This is a genomic window from Clostridium sp. Marseille-P3244 (assembly GCF_900120155.1).
In the GTDB taxonomy this organism is placed as follows: Bacteria; Bacillota; Clostridia; order Lachnospirales; family Lachnospiraceae; genus Mediterraneibacter.
Genome location: NZ_LT635549.1, coordinates 1,032,986 through 1,051,342 on the forward strand (window position 1 = coordinate 1,032,986; position 18,357 = coordinate 1,051,342).

The following is an 18,357-nucleotide window of genomic DNA, read 5'->3' on the forward strand; positions in this document are numbered from 1 at the left end:
GGGCCGTCAGACAATGGGAAGAAGGCATCGTCAAATGCACAGGAAAGCGAGGGAAAAGGCTCAGATATATTGACAAGACAAAGCCTCTGATGGTATGATAGACGGCGGAATCAATAGAAGATTTTGGTGATTGGAGACAGGATAATGATGGCAATAAAATTTTTCGGCGGAGGAGGGAAAGATTTTATTGCCTTTTTTTGGACTGCACTTTGTAAAATGACAGAGATAGAAAAGACATAATTATGGAGAAGGAGGATTACAGAATATGTGTGGAATTGTAGGGTTTGTAGGAGAAGAGCCGGCTGCTCCGATCCTTTTATCCGGACTGGCAAAACTGGAATACAGAGGCTATGACTCGGCCGGCATCGCCGTGCTCAATGAAAGTACCGGAAAGATCGCGGTAGTCAAAGCGAAAGGCCGGCTGAAGATTCTGGCGGAGAAGACAGACGAAGGCGCGGCTGTTCCCGGATCATGCGGTATCGGGCATACCCGCTGGGCCACACATGGGGAACCTTCTGAGAATAACGCTCATCCTCACTGTACAGATGATAAATCTGTGGTCCTGGTCCATAACGGAATTATAGAGAATTATCAGGAACTGAAAGAGAAACTTCTGAAATCCGGGTATATGTTCTATTCTCAGACAGATACTGAGATCGCGGTAAAATTGGTAGACTATTATTATAAGAAGACAGGAACGCCCCTGGAGGCTATGGCCCGGGCCATGCTCCGTATCCGGGGGTCCTATGCGTTCGGAGTCATGTTCCACGATTATCCGGGGAAACTGTTCGCCGCAAGGAAGGACAGCCCGCTTATAATCGGGAAAAGCGAGAATGGATGTCTGATCGCGTCCGATGTTCCGGCCATCCTGGACAAGACAAGGAATGTTTACTATATAGGGAATCTTGAAATTGCCGAACTGAGCAAGGATGAAATCCATTTCTACAATATAGACCGGGAAGAGATCCATAAGGACATGGTGGAGATCAAATGGGATGCCGAGTCCGCGGAAAAAGGCGGTTACGAGCATTTCATGCTGAAAGAGATCCACGAACAGCCTAAAGCAGTCCAGGATACTGTGGGAGCCTATATTAAGGACGGGCAGATCGACTTTTCCGAGGTGGGTCTTGCCAGTGAGATCCTGGGAAATCTGGAAAGATTGTATATTGTTGCCTGTGGTTCTGCATATCATGTGGGAATGGTGGCAAAATATGTAATGGAAGAGCTTGCGAATCTTCCGGTAGAAGTAGATCTGGCGTCAGAGTTCCGGTACAGGAATCCGATCCTGGTGAAGAACTCTATGGTAGTCGTTATTTCTCAGTCAGGGGAGACGGCGGACAGCCTTGCGGCGCTCCGCCTTGCGAAAGAAAAAGGCGTGCCGGTCCTGGGGATCGTTAATGTGTTAGGCTCCAGCATTGCCCGTGAGAGTGACCATATCCTTTACACTTACGCGGGTCCGGAGATATCCGTGGCCACCACAAAGGCTTACAGTACACAGCTGATCGCGGTCTATCTCCTGGCGATCCAGACAGCTCTTGTAAAAGGACTGATCAGTGAGGAACGGTATGGGGAGCTGCTTGCAGAACTGGAGCGTCTTCCGGAAAAGATCCAGAAGACACTGGATGATAAAGAGCGGATCCAGTGGTTCGCAAGCAAGTATGCCAATGCCAGAGATATCTTTTTCATCGGACGGGGAATCGACTATGCCATCAGCATGGAAGGCAGCCTGAAGATGAAAGAGATCAGCTATATTCATTCCGAGGCGTATGCGGCGGGAGAACTGAAGCACGGGACCATCAGCCTGGTGGAAGACGGGATCCTGGTGGTAGGTGTCATGACCCAGCAGGCTCTGTTTGAGAAGACCCGCAGCAATATGGTGGAAGTGAAGAGCAGGGGAGCCTATCTGATGGGATTGACTCTCTATGGAAACTACAGTATTGAGGATACCGCTGATTTTTCGGTGTATGTGCCAAAGACAGAACAATACTTTACAACCAGTCTGGCTATTGTGCCGCTGCAGCTGATGGGATACTATGTCAGCGTGGCAAAAGGACTGGATGTGGATAAACCAAGAAATCTGGCAAAATCTGTTACAGTTGAATAAAAATGTCGGTTAAAACAAAGGTTTACCTGTAAAATCGCCAAAAATACCGGGGGGGGGGTAAATATTGACAAACAATTTAGCTGAGTGTATAGTATTAGCGGGAGAGAGCGCGCATGGAACGATTTGTTGACGCACATTGTCATATTCTTCCGGAAGTGGATGACGGATCCCATAGTATAGAAGAAACACGGAAGATGCTTCAGACGGCTTATGCCGAAGGAATACATTTTATCATAGCGACCCCTCACCATCATCCTTACCGGGGAAGAAAGAGTCCCAGGACTCTGCGGCGGCAGCTGAAGCTGGTCCGTGAAGAGGCGGAAAAGATCAGTGACAGACTCCGGGTTTACCTGGGAACCGAGATCTATTTCGGGCAGGATATACCGGAGAAACTGAAAGAAGAAAAGATCCTGACCATGAACAGGACTCAGTATATACTGGTGGAATTTTCCCCTATGGACACATTTGATCATATCTGCCAGGGAATCCAGCAGTTGCAGATGAAAGGATATGAAGTGATACTGGCCCATGTCGAGAGATACCGCTATGTGACCGAGAGTATCGAACATGCAGAACATCTGGCGGATATGGGTGTCAGAATACAGGTAAACGCGGACAGTATTACAGGGAAAAACGGCCGCAGGATCAAAAAATATATTAAAGAGCTTATGGAACGCCGGCTGGTGTTCTGCGTCGGGACGGATGCCCACAATGCGGGCAGCAGATCCCCGCATATGAAAAAAGCGGCAGAATATGTGAAAAAGAAATATGGCGAAGATTATATGAGGAGGATATTTTTCAGTAATGCCATGACAATGCTGAGGAAGAAGAGGAAAGAAGAGAAATGAATCAGGACAGATTAACCCATGAAATTGAAAATGAGGAAATGACGATTGATCTGGCAGAGTTGTTCAGTGTACTGTGGAGCAGGATACATCTGATCATTCTGGCAGGTCTTTTAGTAGCTCTGGCGGCTTTCGCGGGGACGAAGCTGCTGATCACGCCGAAGTATACATCATCTACCAGCATGTATATGTTGACCAGATCAGACAGCGGAGCCGGAGTGACGAGCAGCGATCTGCAGACAGGCACCCAGCTGACTCAGGATTATATGGAACTTGTACAGAGCCGTTCCGTGCTGGAACAGGTTATTTCTGTGCTGAACCTGGACATGTCGGTGGAAGAACTGTCAGAGTCCATTACCACGGAGAATAAGACCAACACCCGTATCCTGACGATCTATGTTGAAAACGAGGATCCGGAGCAGGCGCAGGAAATCGCTGACGCGGTCCGGGAATCTGTCAGCATTAAGATACAGGAAATCATGGAGATCGATGCTGTGAATACCATTGAGGAGGCAAATCTGCCCACAGCGCCATCTTCCCCGAATGTGATAAAAAATACGGCTATCGGAGGAATCCTTGGCATTCTTCTGGCCATCGCCATCATCGTGCTTATCTACATTTTCGATGATACGATTAAGACACCGGATGACGTGGAATATCATCTTGGGCTGAATGTCCTTACTTCTATTCCGATCCAGGAGGGCGAAAAAAGGACCAAATCCAGGAAAACGAAAAGGCGTGGTTCGCGCAGGGCAGAAAAGCGGGGCAAACGGTAGGAGGAAGAGAAGATGCAGGAAGTCGTATTAAAGAATATATATAAAGATTACCGAAGCAGTGAGGCATATAAGACGCTGCGTACCAATATTGAGTTCTCCGGCGCGGAAAACCGGACTATCGTCCTTACCAGCAGTACGCCGGACGAAGGGAAGAGTACCGTATCTCTGGGCCTGGCCATGGCCCTGTGCGAGAGCGGGAAAAAGGTGCTGTTTATAGACGCCGATCTCCGGAAATCGGTCCTTGTGGGAAGACACCGGGTGACGGAAGAGCTGAAAGGACTGAGCCATTATCTGTCCGGTCAGGCGGAGATGACAGAGATCGTCTGTAAGACACAGGAACCGAACCTGTTCGTGGTCTTCGCGGGAGTGGTGCCGCCCAATCCCTCCGAGCTGCTCGGGCAGGAGAGGTTTGAAACCCTGCTGAAACGGTCAAAAGATGCCTATGATTATATCATTATCGACGCGCCTCCGCTGGGGAGTGTAATCGACGCCGCGGTGATCGCGCGGGTGTGCGACGCCTCTGTCCTGGTGGTGGCAGCAAATACCGTGAGTTATAAGTTTGTGCGCACAGTAAAGGATCAGCTGGAGAAGACGGGGTGTCCGATCCTGGGCGTGGTTCTTAACAAAGTAGATATGAAGAAAAACAAATATTACGGGAAATATTACGGAAATTACGGGGAAAAATAGTCAGGATAAAGGAGACGGGATCCAATGAGTACACACGGACATTCCCGGCATGGAAAATCAGGGAATCATTCACACAGTCACAGAAAAAGTAAAACGAAAAATCTGGCCGGAAAGCTGATCGTTCTTGTCCAGCTTCTGATGACCGTGGTATTTATCGCGGTGGTCTGGAACAGTGGGATGGTGCCGGGTAAATATCTGGCAGCGCTGTCGGTGGTGTTGCTGGTTCTGTTCGGGATCCTGTTCGGCATGCAGTTCATTAAAAAGAAGATCTATATTCTGGGGATCGTGATCAGTGTACTCATCAGTATCGCGCTGGCCGCCGGCAGTTATTATATGCGGAAGGCAGACCGTATGCTGGCGGACGTGGGAGGAGCTACCTACAAGACAGACAACATGATCGTGGTAGTCCGCGAGGATGACAAGGCCGAAAATATTCTCGACGCGAAAAATTACAAATATGGGATCCAGACGACAGCAGATCAGGAAAATAACCAGAAGATGCTGGATGATATAGAAAAAGTGCTGGGGATGGCACCGGATCTGACAGAGTATGAGACCGTGCAGGAAGAGGCGCAGGCTCTTCTGGACGGAGAAGTCGGCGCGGCTATTTATAATGAAGCGTTTACCGGGCTCATCGAGGACTCTATCGAAGGCTACTCCGACCAGGTACGGATTCTTTACCAGTACGGGATCGATACCGTGATCGAACAGGATGAGGAAAAGTCGGTGGAGGAACCGTTTAATATCTATATCAGCGGTATCGACGTTTCCGGACCGATCACGACCAACAGCCGGAGTGATGTGAATATTATCATGACAGTGAATCCTAATACGCATAAGATCCTGCTGACGACTACGCCCAGAGATTATTATGTGACTCTCCCCGGCGTGTCGGGAGAATCCAGAGATAAACTGACCCATGCGGGGATTTATGGTGTAGACGTTTCCATGAGCACGCTGGAGAATCTGTATGGGATCGATATCACGTACTATGCGAGAGTGAATTTTACCTCACTTATCACGATCGTGGACGCGCTGGGCGGTGTGGATGTAAATTCAGAGTATGCCTTCTCCAGTGGAGGATATCAGTTCCAGCAGGGGATCAACCATCTGGACGGAGCGGCGGCCCTGGCATTTTCAAGAGAAAGATACAGCTTTGAGAGCGGGGACAATCAGAGGGGAAAGAATCAGGAAGCGGTCCTGACCGCGATCCTGCAGAAGGCCATGTCACCGGCACTTCTTACCAGGGCGAGCGAGATCATCACCAGTGTCAGCGACAGTGTGGAGACGAATATGACACGGACAGAGATGGCCGGATTTATCAACCAGCAGCTGGCGGACGGAACAGACTGGACGATCGAATCTGTTGCCGCGACCGGAAGCGGAGATCAGCAGGCCTGCTTCTCCTCGGGATCTCAGCTGTTGTATGTGATGTGGCCGGATGAAGCGTCCGTGGCGGAAATCAGCGCAAAGATGCAGCAGATACTGAATGGTGAGTAACAAGGAGGATATGTGAAATGCATGTGGATCAGACGATGGCGATTGTATGTACAGTGGCGGCGCTGCTGGCCGGAGTTATTATCTTTGCGAAAAGGAACTGGATACACAGCCATAATACAAAATAAGTAACGATTGAGGAAAAGGAATTCAGGGGAAATGGAAGAACGGCAGAAAAAGAAGAGCGACACTGTATGGCTCAGACGGGCATTTACATTGTTGTTCCTGGATGTTTTGTCTATATTTGTCTCATATCTGGCAGCGCTGGTGATGAGGTTTGACTTTATATTTTCACATATTCCAAGAGTTTATCTGATCGGATATATGTGGTCAATGCCTTTCTGGGCGGCTATAACTATAGTGGTATTCTACGGATTCCGTCTGTATCACAGCATCTGGAGGTTCGCCGGGTTTGACGAGGCGAAGAGAATCGTACAGGCATATATCCTTCTGCCGTTTCTCTATGCGGCAGGAGCACTGGTTATGGAGCTGCGGATGCCCAGATCCTACTATCTGATGGGATATATATTGAGCCTGGCAATGACTACGGGGTTGAGATTTTCCTACCGGCTGATCCGGTCATATCTCAGAAAAAATGACGCTGACAGGGATAAGACCAGAGAACGGGTGATGGTCATCGGCGCGGGGGAAGCAGGGCGTACCCTGCTCCGGGAAATGCAGAATAATACGCATCTGCATCCTGAGGTCTGTTGTATTATTGATGACAATCCCAATAAGAAAGGGCGGCTGCTGGAAGGAGTACCAATCGTAGGGGATCGGTACGATATCGAGGAAAAAGTGAAAGATTACGGGATCACCCGTATTATATATGCCATTCCAGCGACGACCGGAGAAAACAGGAAGGCGATTCTGAATATCTGTAAAAACACAGGATGTAAGCTGCAGACGGTCCCTGGTATCTATCAGATCCTGAATGAGGAAGTCAGTGTTACAAAGCTGAGAGATGTGGAGATCACGGATCTTCTGGGCCGCGCGCAGGTAAAGGTAAATAGCGCGGAGATCCTGCATACCTTAAAGGATAAGGTCATCATGGTGACCGGGGGCGGCGGATCTATCGGAAGCGAACTGTGCCGTCAGATCGCCAGGTCAAAGCCAAAGCAGCTGATCATATTTGATATATATGAAAACAATGCTTATTCGATTCAACAGGAGTTGAAACGGCGCCATCCGGATTTGGATGTGGAGACTCTGATCGGATCTGTCCGGAATACGCGGCGGATTGATACAGTGATTGAAAAATACCGTCCGGACATTATTTTCCATGCGGCAGCGCATAAGCATGTACCGCTGATGGAAGAAAGCCCCAACGAGGCAATCAAAAATAATGTGGAAGGAACCTATAAGACTGCTCAGGCAGCGGCAAAATGGGGCGTAAAGAAGTTTGTTCTGATCTCAACGGATAAGGCGGTCAATCCGACCAATATCATGGGAGCTTCCAAGCGTTTGTGCGAGATGATCGTGCAGATGATGAACCGCCAGTCTGAGACAGACTTTGTGGCAGTGCGTTTCGGAAACGTACTGGGGAGCAACGGAAGCGTGATCCCGCTCTTTAAGAAGCAGATCGAAGAGGGCGGACCGGTGACAGTGACCGATAAAAGGATCATCCGCTATTTTATGACGATAACAGAGGCAGTGTCTCTGGTGCTTCAGGCGTCTTATTACGCCCATGGCGGCGAGATCTTTGTGCTGGATATGGGAGAGCCTGTGAAGATTGATGACATGGCGAGGAACCTGATCCGTCTGTCGGGATATGTGCCGGATGAAGACATCAAGATCGTGTATACGGGATTACGTCCCGGGGAAAAATTATACGAGGAGCTTTTGATGGATGAAGAAGGAATGACCGAGACGGAAAATGAGCTGATCTTTATCGGCAAGCCAATAGAGATGGATGATGAGGACTTTAAAAAGAAGCTGGATCTATTAGACAGAGAAAGCAGGAATGAGTCGGATAAGATCAAGGAGATTGTAGCGGAAATCGTGCCGACGTATCATCCGGATATCGTCCGGAAGTAATGGAAAGATAATTTTTCATGAAGGCATGGAGATAGCAGACAAACATAGAGGTGGCTAAAATATGCAACATATCAGTTTGGAAAACAAGAAAATACTGATTACCGGGGCAGCAGGATTCATCGGTTCCTATCTGGCAAAAGAAATAATGGAAACAGTTTCTCCCGTTACGGTGATCGGCATCGATAATATGAACGACTACTATGATGTTTCGATCAAGGAGTATCGTTTGAAGGAAATCGAAAAAAAAGCAGCTGAACATCCAGAATCTTCCTGGATGTTTATCAAAGCGGATATTTCTGATAAGTCTGTGATTAGTGTTCTGTTCCAGATTTACAAACCAGAAATCGTGGTGAACATGGCAGCACAGGCAGGTGTACGTTACAGTATTACAAATCCAGATGTTTATGTCAGTTCTAATTTGAATGGATTCTATAACATTCTGGAGGCCTGCCGTCATTCCTATGATGGTGGGGCAAAAGGAGTGGAGCATCTGGTGTATGCTTCATCTTCCTCTGTGTATGGAGGGAATAAAAAGGTTCCCTTTTCTACAAATGATAAAGTAGATCATCCTGTCAGTCTTTACGCTGCCACCAAGAAAAGTAATGAATTACTGGCTCATGCTTACAGCAAACTCTATAATATTCCTTCCACGGGCCTCCGCTTTTTTACGGTCTATGGCCCTGCTGGCAGGCCGGATATGGCTTATTTTGGTTTCACCAACAAATTACTGAAAGGTGAGAAAATCCAGATTTTTAATTATGGAAACTGTAAACGTGATTTTACTTATGTAGAAGATATTGTGCATGGCGTGAAATTAGTGATGCAGGCTCCCCCAGAGAAGAAAGTAGGAGAAGATGGGCTTCCTGTTCCTCCATATGCTCTGTACAACATTGGAAATAGTAACCCCGAAAATCTGTTGGATTTTGTAGACATTCTTCAACAGGAATTGATCCGGGCGAAAGTGTTGCCGGAGGATTATGACTTTGAAGCGCGCAAGGAATTAGTTCCTATGCAGGCCGGAGATGTTCCAGTTACTTATGCGGATACTAGTCCACTTGAGAAAGATTTCGGCTATAAACCAGATACCAGACTGCGGGAAGGACTGCGACGTTTCGCAGAGTGGTATAAAGAGTTTTATCGAATATAAGTTATAGAAATTTTGGTGTAAAAATCAGTGGATGGCAAGAATATCGGGATTGGGCAATATGGAGGTAGTAGCGCTATGGACAGAAGGATTGCAGTCGCCGGAACGGGATATGTCGGTTTGTCGTTAGCGGTGCTGCTGGCACAGCACAACAAAGTGACCGCAGTTGACATTGTTACGGAGAAGGTGGAACTGCTTAATAATAAAAAGTCTCCCATACAGGATGATTATATTGAAAAATATCTGGCAGAGAAGAAGCTGAATTTAACTGCGACATTGGATGCAGAAGAGGCGTACAGGGATGCTGAATATGTGATTATTGCTGCTCCAACAAACTATGATGGCAAGAAAAATTATTTTGATACTTCAGCGGTAGAATCAGTAATCGATTTGGTGATGCGTTCAAATCCAGATGCAATTATGGTCATAAAGTCTACCATTCCTGTGGGGTATACAGAAAGTATCCGAAAAAAGACAGGAAGCAAAAATATCCTGTTTAGCCCAGAATTTCTTCGGGAATCTAAGGCTCTTTACGATAATTTATATCCCAGCAGGATTATTGTAGGAGTGGATCAGGGAGATTCACGCCTTGTAGAAGCGGCACGTGAATTTGCTGCGTTATTGCAGGAAGGAGCGATCAAAGAGAATATTGATACGCTTTTTATGGGCTTTACTGAGGCAGAGGCCGTGAAGTTGTTTGCCAACACATATCTGGCTCTTCGTGTCAGTTACTTTAATGAGCTGGATACCTATGCAGAAATGAAAGGGCTGGATACACGGCAGATCATCAATGGAGTATGTCTCGATCCAAGGATCGGCAGTCACTATAATAATCCTTCTTTTGGTTATGGAGGTTATTGTCTGCCGAAGGATACGAAACAGCTTTTGGCCAACTATGCCGACGTACCGGAAAATTTAATTCAGGCGATTGTGGAAAGCAATCGGACAAGAAAGGACTTTATCGCGGATCGGGTGTTGGAAATGGCTGGAGCTTATGAAGCTAATGACAGTTGGAATGCGGATAAAGAGAAAGAAGTAATCGTCGGCGTATACCGTCTTACCATGAAGAGCAACTCTGACAACTTCCGCCAAAGTAGTATCCAAGGTGTTATGAAACGTATCAAAGCAAAAGGCGCTACGGTGATTATTTATGAGCCGACACTAGAGGATGGAAGCACCTTTTTTGGCAGCAGAGTTGTTAATGATCTGAATAAATTTAAAAAACAGAGCAAAGCGATCATCGCAAACAGATATGATAACTGCTTGGAGGACGTGATTGAGAAAGTCTATACTCGGGATGTGTACCGGCGGGATTGATTTTGTAGATGAGAGTTAGATGTTTATTTCTGTGGGAAATCATATAGAGAGAATTAAAGAAAAAGGGAATAATTATGAAAAAGAGAACTATCAGTTTTAGTCCACCCGATATTTCTGAACTAGAGATTGCAGAAGTTGCAGAGGTACTCCGCTCCGGTTGGATAACAACCGGTCCGCGTACGAAGATGTTAGAGCGTCGCCTTGCTGCCTATATAGAGACTGGAAAGACCGATGTCGATTGCAGGACAAAAGATGCGGTTACCAAGTATAGCCAAAGGGTAGTGTGCTTAAATTCAGCAACGGCAGCAGAGGAACTAAATTTGCGCATCCTCGGTATTGGCCCGGGTGATGAAGTGATTGTTCCGGCATATTCCTACTCAGCCTCCGCATCTGCTGTTATCCATTGTGGGGCCACAGTGAAGTTTGTAGACATCCAGAAGGACGGGGATGTGAGGTCGCATTGCCCGGAGATGGATTACGATGCTATGGAGAAAGCTATTGGCCCGAAGACCAAGGCAATTATTACAGTTGATCTCGGCGGTATTGTTTGTGACTATGACCGAATATTTGAAATTGTGGAGAAAAAGAGAGCTCTATTTCAACCTCTGGATGACCACAGCAATCCTTTGGCAGATCTTGGATCCCGTATCCAGCATACACTAGGTCGTATAGCAATTGTGGCTGATTGTGCCCACAGTTTGGGCGCTTCCCGTATTGTTTCTTATACAGGAGCAGGACAAGTTGAAAGGAAGAGAAGATATTGTGGAGCTATTGCTGATATGAGCAGCTTCAGCTTTCATGCGGTAAAAAATTTTACGACTGCAGAAGGAGGTGCTTCAACATGGCTGCCATTGGAGGGAATTGAGAATGATGAAATCTATAAAATGTATCAGCTCCTGTCTCTCCATGGGCAGAATAAGGACGCATTGAGCAAGACGAAACTGGGGGCTTGGGATTATGACATCATTGGACCGTGGTATAAATACAATATGACGGACATTATGGCAGCGATTGGTCTTCGGCAGCTTGACAGGTATACTACTCTTCTTAACCGCCGTGCAGAAATAATGAAAGCGTATAATTCTATTTGTGAAGAATTAGGTATTAGTTATCTTATGCACCACATAAAGGGGATGGATTCTTCAAATCATCTTTATTTAATTCGCATACCGGGCATTAATATCGAGCAGCGCAATGAAATCATAGAAAAGATGGCAGAGAAAGGCGTGGCAACGAATGTTCATTATAAACCGATGCCTATGATGACGGCATATAAAGAACTCGGATGGGATATTAAAGACTTCCCTAACGCATATGATTATTATCAAAACTTGATCTCTCTTCCGTTCCATACATTGTTAAGTGATACTGATGTTGAATATGTATGTGAAGTGTTAAAAGAGATTGTTAGAGCGTATGAAACATGATGTTAAAGAAATTGGAAGACCTGCCGGAATTTATGCGGGTGGACGAAATTCGGCCGTACTGGGAAATACTGAATAGAAAAAAGGGGACAACTGTTACTGAAAAGAGTATTTTATTTATTCCAATGGTAGCTATATCAGTATGCGTAAAAATGGAGAGTGTGGGTCCGGCTTTCTATAGACAAGAACGGATTACGATTTGCGGGCATCTCTATCTCACAAGAATTCCGGGGGCTACTGATGAAGTTAAATGAGAAATCGTTGTTAAGCTGGCTGAGCGTGGTGAGAATACGAATGTACACTATAAGCCACTTCCGATGATGACTGAATATAAAGAGATGGGATGGGATATTAAAGATTTCCCGAATGCCTATGACTACTATGTGAACTTTATTATGCTACCGTTACATACGAAGCTTACGGATGAAGATGTAGATTACATCATCACCAATTTTAGGGAAGTGGTCAGCAAATATATTTGAGGAAGGACACCGCAAGAATGAGACTTCGGAAATGGGAGGACTTGCCTGCATTCATGCAATGCGAAGAAGTCAGAGAATATTATGACATCCTTGCTAAGAAAAAAGGCGTTCTTGGCCTGAAGAGAGGATTTGACGTGGTTGTGGCCACAATCATGTTGGCGATTCTGGCAATCCCGATGCTGATCATAGCCATTATGATTAAGCTGGATTCTCCTGGCCCGGTATTTTACCGTCAGGAGAGAGTGACTTCATATGGAAAGAAATTCCGGATCCATAAATTCAGAACTATGGTGAACAATGCGGATAAGATTGGATCTGTCGTTACCGTGGATGGTGATGCGAGAATTACTAAGGTAGGCAGTAAACTCCGAAACCTGCGCATCGATGAGATTCCGCAGCTCATTGATGTTCTGACTGGTGATATGAGCTTTGTGGGCACAAGACCGGAAGCAATAAAATATGTGAAGAAATACAGTAAAGAAATGTGTGCTACGTTGCTGCTTCCGGCAGGTATCACATCGGAAGCAAGTATCCGGTATAAGGATGAAGCCGCACTCTTGGATGCTGCGGATAATGTGGATAGGGTGTATGTGAAAGAGGTGCTTCCGGGAAAGATGAAGTATAACCTTCAGAGTATTCGTAAATTTGGCTTTTGGAGTGAAATTACAACAATGATAAGGACAGTCTTTGCTGTTCTTGGGAAAAAATATAACTGATAGTAACTATAAGGCGGTTCTGATTTTAATCCTGTTCCGCCAGGTGGTTCCTTTATTTGAAAAGTAAATAGGAAAAAGAACAAGAGGAAGATATAATGCATGTACTTTTTTTAGCTGCGTACTATCCGCCTGAAAAAACTGCTGATACACATCTTGAGCAGGATTTGATTGAAGGTATGGTAAAAAGAGGATGGAAAGTTGATATATTATGTCCGACACCTACAAGAGGATGTTCAAAAGAAGATATTGAAGTTTATAAAAAAATCAAAGAGGAAAAACAATTTGATGGAAATGTAATTGTTCATCGCTTTTGGGCTCCTCAAGAGAGGACTAAGGCGGTAGCAAGAGCATTACGATATTTGTGGTGTTGTATAAGGCAAATACACATTGGAAAAAGAATAGATAACGTAGATGTTATATATTGCAACAGTACGCCCCCTATTCAGGGGCTTACAGCAAAAGCAATTAAAAAAAAGGTTGGAAGTTCTTTCGTTTATTCTCTTCAGGATTTATTTCCGGATTCATTAGTGACAGCGGGAATAGCAACAAAAGATTCTATTTCATATCGAATAGGTTTAAAAATAGAGAAAAAAACATATGAAGCATGTAACGCTATAATAACACTTTCGGAAAGCTTTAGAAAACTATTATTAGGGAAAGGTGTAGCACCTAAACAAATAGATGTTGTTTATAATTGGATAAATACTGAAGACGTATATCCGATAAAAAAGGAAGATAATAAACTGTTTGATGAATTGGGGATAAAAAGAGATAAATTTACTATCCTTTATGCAGGAAATTTTGGGAAATCTCAAAATATTGATTATTTAGTAGATGCTGCAAAAGCAGTTATTGATATTGACATATATCAGTTTGTGTTATTTGGAGCAGGATCAGAGTTTGACAGAATCAAACAAAGAGTTGCAACTGAGAATATTTCGAATTGTTCAGTATTTCCCTTGATGCCTTTAAATAGGGTAGGAGAAGTTTATAGCATGGGTGATATTGACATAGTTTGTAATGCTCTTGGTATAAGTATGGTTGGTATGCCTAGCAAGACGTGGACAATAATGTCTACGGGAACCCCGGTAGTAGCGATAGTTGACTCTAATAGCGAATTAGCAGATATAATCAAACAGTCTAACTCTGGTTGGATTTGTGATCCATCAAATACTTCCGATTTTGTGAATGTATTAAAACATATTACTAACCAACCGAGTGAATTGGTGCGGTATGGGATTGGCGCAAGAATCTTGGCAGTGAATAGATTTGGTAAGCAACAAGCCGTCAATGCTTATTTAGATATCATTTCATCTGCATCATCGAAGCATTGATGAATGGGTAATATAGAGAGGCAGGATAGTGATTGTGGAATTTACCGAAGTTATTAGAATATTCACTGACGGAATAGATAATATTTTAGCAACAGACATAAAAGAAATTGAAAAAGCGAATTATAAACTTCGGACCCTCAAGATGATTTTGTTCTATATCATAACTGCTTTGTTTTCTAAGAAGAAAGATCTTACAAATCAGATATACTTTATAGGCAGACCTGATAAAGAACATGTTTTTAGTCAGAATTATTCGGGATCAAAAATATATAGGCAAAGATGTATAAATAATTTTAAGGATATTAGAAACAAAACAACGACTATTTCAGTGTTCAAAAGAAATGAAAGGCTTAAGCTGATTTTTCAATCTATAAATATTGGGAGGAAACTAATTAAACAATCAATTATTAAGAAAGAATACCTTTCCTACTGGGTAGATTTTTATATAATGTGGAGGTTTTTAGAAGCTGAGCGTCCTGATCTAGTCATTCATAGATTTCACTATGATGAAAAGGCTACATGGATTGGAGAATTAAAAAAGGGACTCAAATATGACGTATATATTTACCAACATGGAGTTGTAACTGGGGAGTTAAATCTTCCGCACAGAATTTTAGCGGATCGATTTTTTTGCTTTGATCAATATTCTATGAACTATTTTAAAAAAGAAGTTTTAGATGATGATATTCAAGAAGTTACGGTTTATGATTTTCCGGACACTATTGAGTTTACCGTTACTTCAGAGGTTACAAAATATAAACATATAATCGGTATTGCTGAACAGTGTGATGAAAAGTGGACAACTAATTTAGTTAGAGGAATAATAGAAAAAAACAATGATTGCATGGTGTATATAATGTTGCACCCACAGTCACGCGCTGATTATAGCTGTTTTGATAAATATTCAAATATTAAGGCAACAACAAAGAAGATTGAGAATTTGGATATTATAGTGACATATAATTCAACATTAATAATTGATTATTATCGTCATAACAATAGTTATACAATCTTTTTTATGTCGGAAAAGGATAGAGAAATGTATCAAGATTATCCATTTATATATACGAAAAATATTGATGATATTGTACATTATGTTTAACCTCTGGAGTTAAGAAGTGGATTTTAGAATCAAATGGGTTGTCCGTGTGAACAGAGCGGAATGATTTATTTGGGATCAATGAGGATGCAGAAACTAATGGGAAGTAGAAGTCTTAACTCATCAAGAAATGCAGTAAGTGGTATCATAAAAGTTATCGTTAAAATAGCTTTACCTTTTATTATTCGTACTTCATTGCTGTATTATTTAGGAAAAGAATATTTAGGATTAAACAGCCTGTTTTCTTCTATTCTGTCTGTACTGAATCTTGCGGAATTAGGGTTTTCAAGTGCGGTGGTATATAGACTGTATAAACCATTCGCTGATAATGACAAAAGGACAGTTGGCGCTTATTTAGGTTATTTAAAGAAAATCTATCGAATAATAGGCTGTATAGTGTTTGGCGCTGGTATAATTTTGACACCGTTTTTGCCAAAACTAATAAATGGTTCATATCCAAGTGATGTCAACCTATATTTTTTGTACTTTTTATATTTGCTCAATACAAGTGTTAGTTATTTCTTTTCGGGCTATAAGCGCACTTTAATAATTGCGGCTCAAAGAATGGATTATATTAATATAATCGAAACTGGATTGCTTTGCCTACAATATATAGCTCAAATTGCCACTATAGTTGCTTTTAGGAATTATGTTGCCTATATAATTGTTATGCCTGTTGCAACTGTGATGGTTAATATTGCAGTTTCCTTATTATGTCAAAAGGAATATCCTGAATACTTCACCAAAGGCCTTTTGACTGTTGAGCAAAAAAAGGAAATGGCTTCAGATGTAAAATGGGTATCCGTTTATCGTATTAGTGAGGTAACACGAAATTCTTTTGATAGTATTGTTATTTCGAGTATAATAGGCCTTACGGCAGTTGGTATATATAACAATTATTATTATATATTTAGCGCGCTGTATAGCTTTATGGTAATAATTAATGAAAGTTTACAGGCAAGTATCGGGAATAGTATAGCTAAAGAAACAAGAGAAAAAAATGAGGACGATATTTATAAGTTTTCGCTTTTTTCTTTGTGGATAATTCTTTTTTGTTGTACCGGCTTAATTTGTTTTTACCAACCGGTAATGACCCTTTGGATGGGGGCGGATATGTTACTACCTGACAAGGATATGATCTTATTTGTGGTGTACTTTTATGTACTTAACATGAATAACATCAGAAATCTATATTTTAATGGAAACGGATTGTGGAAGTCGGGTGCCAAATCATATATTATAGAATCTTTATTTAATCTTTTGCTTAATATAGTTTTGGGCAGATTATTTGGAATAACTGGTGTCATTATAGCGACAATTTTAACAATGTTTTTCTGCAGTTTTATTTGGAGAAGCCAAATTCTGTTTCATAGATATTTTCAAAAAAGTCCGAAGTGTTTTTATATAATGCATGGAAAAATGATCTTAATATCTTCGATAGTCTTGGCAACCTGCTTATATCTTTGTGAACTGATTGGAAATGATGGAATACTCTCATTTGTTGGAAGAGCTATTATTTGTTTGATTATTCCAAACATCATTATGCTGATTTATTTAAGAAATAATAAATATTTCAAAGAAGGAATAAGTCAAATAAGTGCTGTGTTCCATATGATTAAAAGAAAGCATAATCCTTAAATTATAAGATATGGAGGGAAAAATGTTTAACTTAGACCGTTTTATAGAAAACAATGTGATAATGCGCTCACAGTCGATGTTTAAAACAGACATTGTGAAAAATTGGGACGCACTTTCACAAAAGATTAAAGGTAAAACTGTTCTTGTTATTGGTGGTGCGGGTTCAATAGGTTCGTCCTTTGTCAAGGCTGTTCTTCCTTTTCAGCCGGCATCTCTGGTAGTAGTTGATTATAATGAGAATGCTTTAGCAGAACTCACTCGTGATCTACGCGCTACTAAAGGAATGTATGTTCCTGAAGACTACATTACGTATCCTATGGACTTCGCATCTCCTGTGTTTGAGAAAATGTTTCGTAAGCGTGGAGGCTTTCATATTGTAGGAAATTTCTCAGCTCACAAGCATGTAAGGTCAGAGAAAGATATCTATTCAGTAGAAGCGCTGATTCAAAATAATGTACTACATGCTAAGTTACTTCTAGATCTACTTGTTGAATATCCCCCAGAAGAATACTTCTGCGTGTCAACAGATAAAGCTGCTAATCCTGTTAATATTATGGGGGCAAGTAAGCGTATCATGGAGGATGTTATCTTCAGTTACTCAGATTGCTTCCCTGTAAAAACAGCAAGATTTGCTAACGTGGCATTTTCGAACGGATCACTTCCAGCGGGCTTTCTTACCAGGATACAAAAACTACAGCCCCTTTCTGCTCCAAGTGATGTACGTCGTTACTTTGTGAGTCCGGAAGAGTCTGGCCAGATTTGTCTCTTGGCGTGCATTTTGGGTGAAAATCGATCAATTTTCTTTCCGAAGCTTGCAGAGGCACAGATGATGACATTTGACGGGATTGCCAGGTCTTTACTTGTGGAGCATGGTTATCAAGTTCTGGAATGTAATTCTGATGCAGAGGCAATAGATAAGGCAGAAGACTTGAAGAATGGCAGCAATTTATATCCTGTTCATTTCTCAATATCTGATACTTCAGGAGAAAAGGCATTTGAAGAGTTTGTTACGGATACTGAAACTGCTGATTGTAATCAGTTTCAATCTTTAGGCGTGATTACTGGAAAAGCAATTCCTGATAAGAGAAGAGTCGACAGATTGTTTGCCGATTTAAGTGCAGCCTTTGTTAAGGAGGAAGCAACCAAGGAAGAGATAGTAACAATTTTGAAAACGTATTTACCAAATTTTGAGCATATTGAAACTGGAAAGTCTTTGGATAGTAAGATGTAATACTGCTGATAGGTGAGCTGAAAGAG

At 42.7% G+C, this 18,357-nt stretch carries 16 protein-coding genes; all 16 read left to right on the plus strand.

Annotation, left to right across the window (positions count from 1 at the left end; all coding sequences use genetic code 11):
- Nucleotides 1-265: 265 nt before the first annotated feature.
- The 16 genes from glmS to BQ7367_RS06730 all read left to right on the plus strand — a co-directional run bounded on the left by glmS (nt 266) and on the right by BQ7367_RS06730 (nt 18,331).
- On the plus strand, nt 266-2,104 hold the full coding sequence (gene glmS, locus BQ7367_RS06655) for a glutamine--fructose-6-phosphate transaminase (isomerizing) (RefSeq protein ID WP_072524731.1): 1,839 nt from the start codon (nt 266-268) through the stop codon (nt 2,102-2,104).
- Nucleotides 2,105-2,217: 113 nt separating this feature from the next.
- Nucleotides 2,218-2,952 carry a CpsB/CapC family capsule biosynthesis tyrosine phosphatase gene (locus tag BQ7367_RS06660; protein WP_072524732.1) on the plus strand — a complete coding sequence of 245 codons (735 nt, stop codon included), beginning with the start codon at nt 2,218-2,220 and terminating at the stop codon, nt 2,950-2,952.
- Entirely contained in the window at nt 2,949-3,725 is a 777-nt protein-coding gene (locus BQ7367_RS06665) for a YveK family protein (protein WP_072524733.1), read from the plus strand. The genes BQ7367_RS06660 and BQ7367_RS06665 overlap by 4 nt, the downstream gene beginning before the upstream one ends.
- Nucleotides 3,726-3,737: 12 nt before the next feature.
- Nucleotides 3,738-4,412: a polysaccharide biosynthesis tyrosine autokinase gene (locus BQ7367_RS06670; RefSeq protein WP_072524734.1), complete on the plus strand. Its 675-nt coding sequence runs from the start codon at nt 3,738-3,740 to the stop codon at nt 4,410-4,412.
- Between the two features lie 24 nt (nt 4,413-4,436).
- The gene (locus BQ7367_RS06675; RefSeq protein ID WP_083588895.1) at nt 4,437-5,912 is read left to right on the plus strand and encodes an LCP family glycopolymer transferase; all 1,476 of its coding nucleotides are present in this window, start codon (nt 4,437-4,439) and stop codon (nt 5,910-5,912) included.
- A 156-nt stretch (nt 5,913-6,068) separates the two neighbouring features.
- Nucleotides 6,069-7,946, plus strand: coding sequence for a polysaccharide biosynthesis protein (locus BQ7367_RS06680; protein WP_072524735.1), 1,878 nt, complete (start codon nt 6,069-6,071; stop codon nt 7,944-7,946).
- Between the two features lie 61 nt (nt 7,947-8,007).
- The gene (locus BQ7367_RS06685) at nt 8,008-9,093 is read left to right on the plus strand and encodes an NAD-dependent epimerase/dehydratase family protein (RefSeq protein WP_072524736.1); all 1,086 of its coding nucleotides are present in this window, start codon (nt 8,008-8,010) and stop codon (nt 9,091-9,093) included.
- Nucleotides 9,094-9,168: 75 nt separating this feature from the next.
- Nucleotides 9,169-10,407 carry a nucleotide sugar dehydrogenase gene (locus tag BQ7367_RS06690; protein WP_072524737.1) on the plus strand — a complete coding sequence of 413 codons (1,239 nt, stop codon included), beginning with the start codon at nt 9,169-9,171 and terminating at the stop codon, nt 10,405-10,407.
- 74 nt (nt 10,408-10,481) lie between these two features.
- Nucleotides 10,482-11,834, plus strand: coding sequence for a DegT/DnrJ/EryC1/StrS family aminotransferase (locus BQ7367_RS06695; protein ID WP_072524738.1), 1,353 nt, complete (start codon nt 10,482-10,484; stop codon nt 11,832-11,834).
- Nucleotides 11,831-12,085 (plus strand): hypothetical protein, encoded by a 255-nt coding sequence (locus tag BQ7367_RS14790; protein ID WP_072524739.1) that lies wholly within the window; start codon nt 11,831-11,833, stop codon nt 12,083-12,085. The genes BQ7367_RS06695 and BQ7367_RS14790 overlap by 4 nt, the downstream gene beginning before the upstream one ends.
- Before the next feature lie 15 nt (nt 12,086-12,100).
- Nucleotides 12,101-12,313 carry a DegT/DnrJ/EryC1/StrS family aminotransferase gene (locus BQ7367_RS14795; RefSeq protein WP_268874781.1) on the plus strand — a complete coding sequence of 71 codons (213 nt, stop codon included), beginning with the start codon at nt 12,101-12,103 and terminating at the stop codon, nt 12,311-12,313.
- 17 nt (nt 12,314-12,330) lie between these two features.
- The gene (locus BQ7367_RS06710; RefSeq protein ID WP_072524740.1) at nt 12,331-13,029 is read left to right on the plus strand and encodes a sugar transferase; all 699 of its coding nucleotides are present in this window, start codon (nt 12,331-12,333) and stop codon (nt 13,027-13,029) included.
- Nucleotides 13,030-13,124: 95 nt separating this feature from the next.
- Nucleotides 13,125-14,363 carry a glycosyltransferase family 4 protein gene (locus tag BQ7367_RS06715; protein WP_072524741.1) on the plus strand — a complete coding sequence of 413 codons (1,239 nt, stop codon included), beginning with the start codon at nt 13,125-13,127 and terminating at the stop codon, nt 14,361-14,363.
- Between the two features lie 34 nt (nt 14,364-14,397).
- Nucleotides 14,398-15,465: a hypothetical protein gene (locus BQ7367_RS06720; RefSeq protein ID WP_143142969.1), complete on the plus strand. Its 1,068-nt coding sequence runs from the start codon at nt 14,398-14,400 to the stop codon at nt 15,463-15,465.
- A 96-nt stretch (nt 15,466-15,561) separates the two neighbouring features.
- On the plus strand, nt 15,562-17,100 hold the full coding sequence (locus BQ7367_RS06725; RefSeq protein WP_072524743.1) for a lipopolysaccharide biosynthesis protein: 1,539 nt from the start codon (nt 15,562-15,564) through the stop codon (nt 17,098-17,100).
- Nucleotides 17,101-17,110: 10 nt separating this feature from the next.
- The gene (locus BQ7367_RS06730; RefSeq protein WP_235837563.1) at nt 17,111-18,331 is read left to right on the plus strand and encodes a polysaccharide biosynthesis protein; all 1,221 of its coding nucleotides are present in this window, start codon (nt 17,111-17,113) and stop codon (nt 18,329-18,331) included.
- Nucleotides 18,332-18,357: the final 26 nt, after the last annotated feature.

Excerpts from the sequence above, each read along its gene's own strand:
- glmS (WP_072524731.1), top strand. The coding sequence starts at position 266 with ATGTGTGGAATTGTAGGGTTTGTAGGAGAAGAGCCGGCTGCTCCGATC.
- BQ7367_RS06660 (WP_072524732.1), top strand. The coding sequence starts at position 2,218 with ATGGAACGATTTGTTGACGCACATTGTCATATTCTTCCGGAAGTGGAT.
- BQ7367_RS06665 (WP_072524733.1), top strand. The coding sequence starts at position 2,949 with ATGAATCAGGACAGATTAACCCATGAAATTGAAAATGAGGAAATGACG.
- BQ7367_RS06670 (WP_072524734.1), top strand. The coding sequence starts at position 3,738 with ATGCAGGAAGTCGTATTAAAGAATATATATAAAGATTACCGAAGCAGT.
- BQ7367_RS06675 (WP_083588895.1), top strand. The coding sequence starts at position 4,437 with ATGAGTACACACGGACATTCCCGGCATGGAAAATCAGGGAATCATTCA.
- BQ7367_RS06680 (WP_072524735.1), top strand. The coding sequence starts at position 6,069 with ATGGAAGAACGGCAGAAAAAGAAGAGCGACACTGTATGGCTCAGACGG.
- BQ7367_RS06685 (WP_072524736.1), top strand. The coding sequence starts at position 8,008 with ATGCAACATATCAGTTTGGAAAACAAGAAAATACTGATTACCGGGGCA.
- BQ7367_RS06690 (WP_072524737.1), top strand. The coding sequence starts at position 9,169 with ATGGACAGAAGGATTGCAGTCGCCGGAACGGGATATGTCGGTTTGTCG.
- BQ7367_RS06695 (WP_072524738.1), top strand. The coding sequence starts at position 10,482 with ATGAAAAAGAGAACTATCAGTTTTAGTCCACCCGATATTTCTGAACTA.
- BQ7367_RS14790 (WP_072524739.1), top strand. The coding sequence starts at position 11,831 with ATGATGTTAAAGAAATTGGAAGACCTGCCGGAATTTATGCGGGTGGAC.
- BQ7367_RS06710 (WP_072524740.1), top strand. The coding sequence starts at position 12,331 with ATGAGACTTCGGAAATGGGAGGACTTGCCTGCATTCATGCAATGCGAA.
- BQ7367_RS06715 (WP_072524741.1), top strand. The coding sequence starts at position 13,125 with ATGCATGTACTTTTTTTAGCTGCGTACTATCCGCCTGAAAAAACTGCT.
- BQ7367_RS06725 (WP_072524743.1), top strand. The coding sequence starts at position 15,562 with ATGGGAAGTAGAAGTCTTAACTCATCAAGAAATGCAGTAAGTGGTATC.
- BQ7367_RS06730 (WP_235837563.1), top strand. The coding sequence starts at position 17,111 with ATGGAGGGAAAAATGTTTAACTTAGACCGTTTTATAGAAAACAATGTG.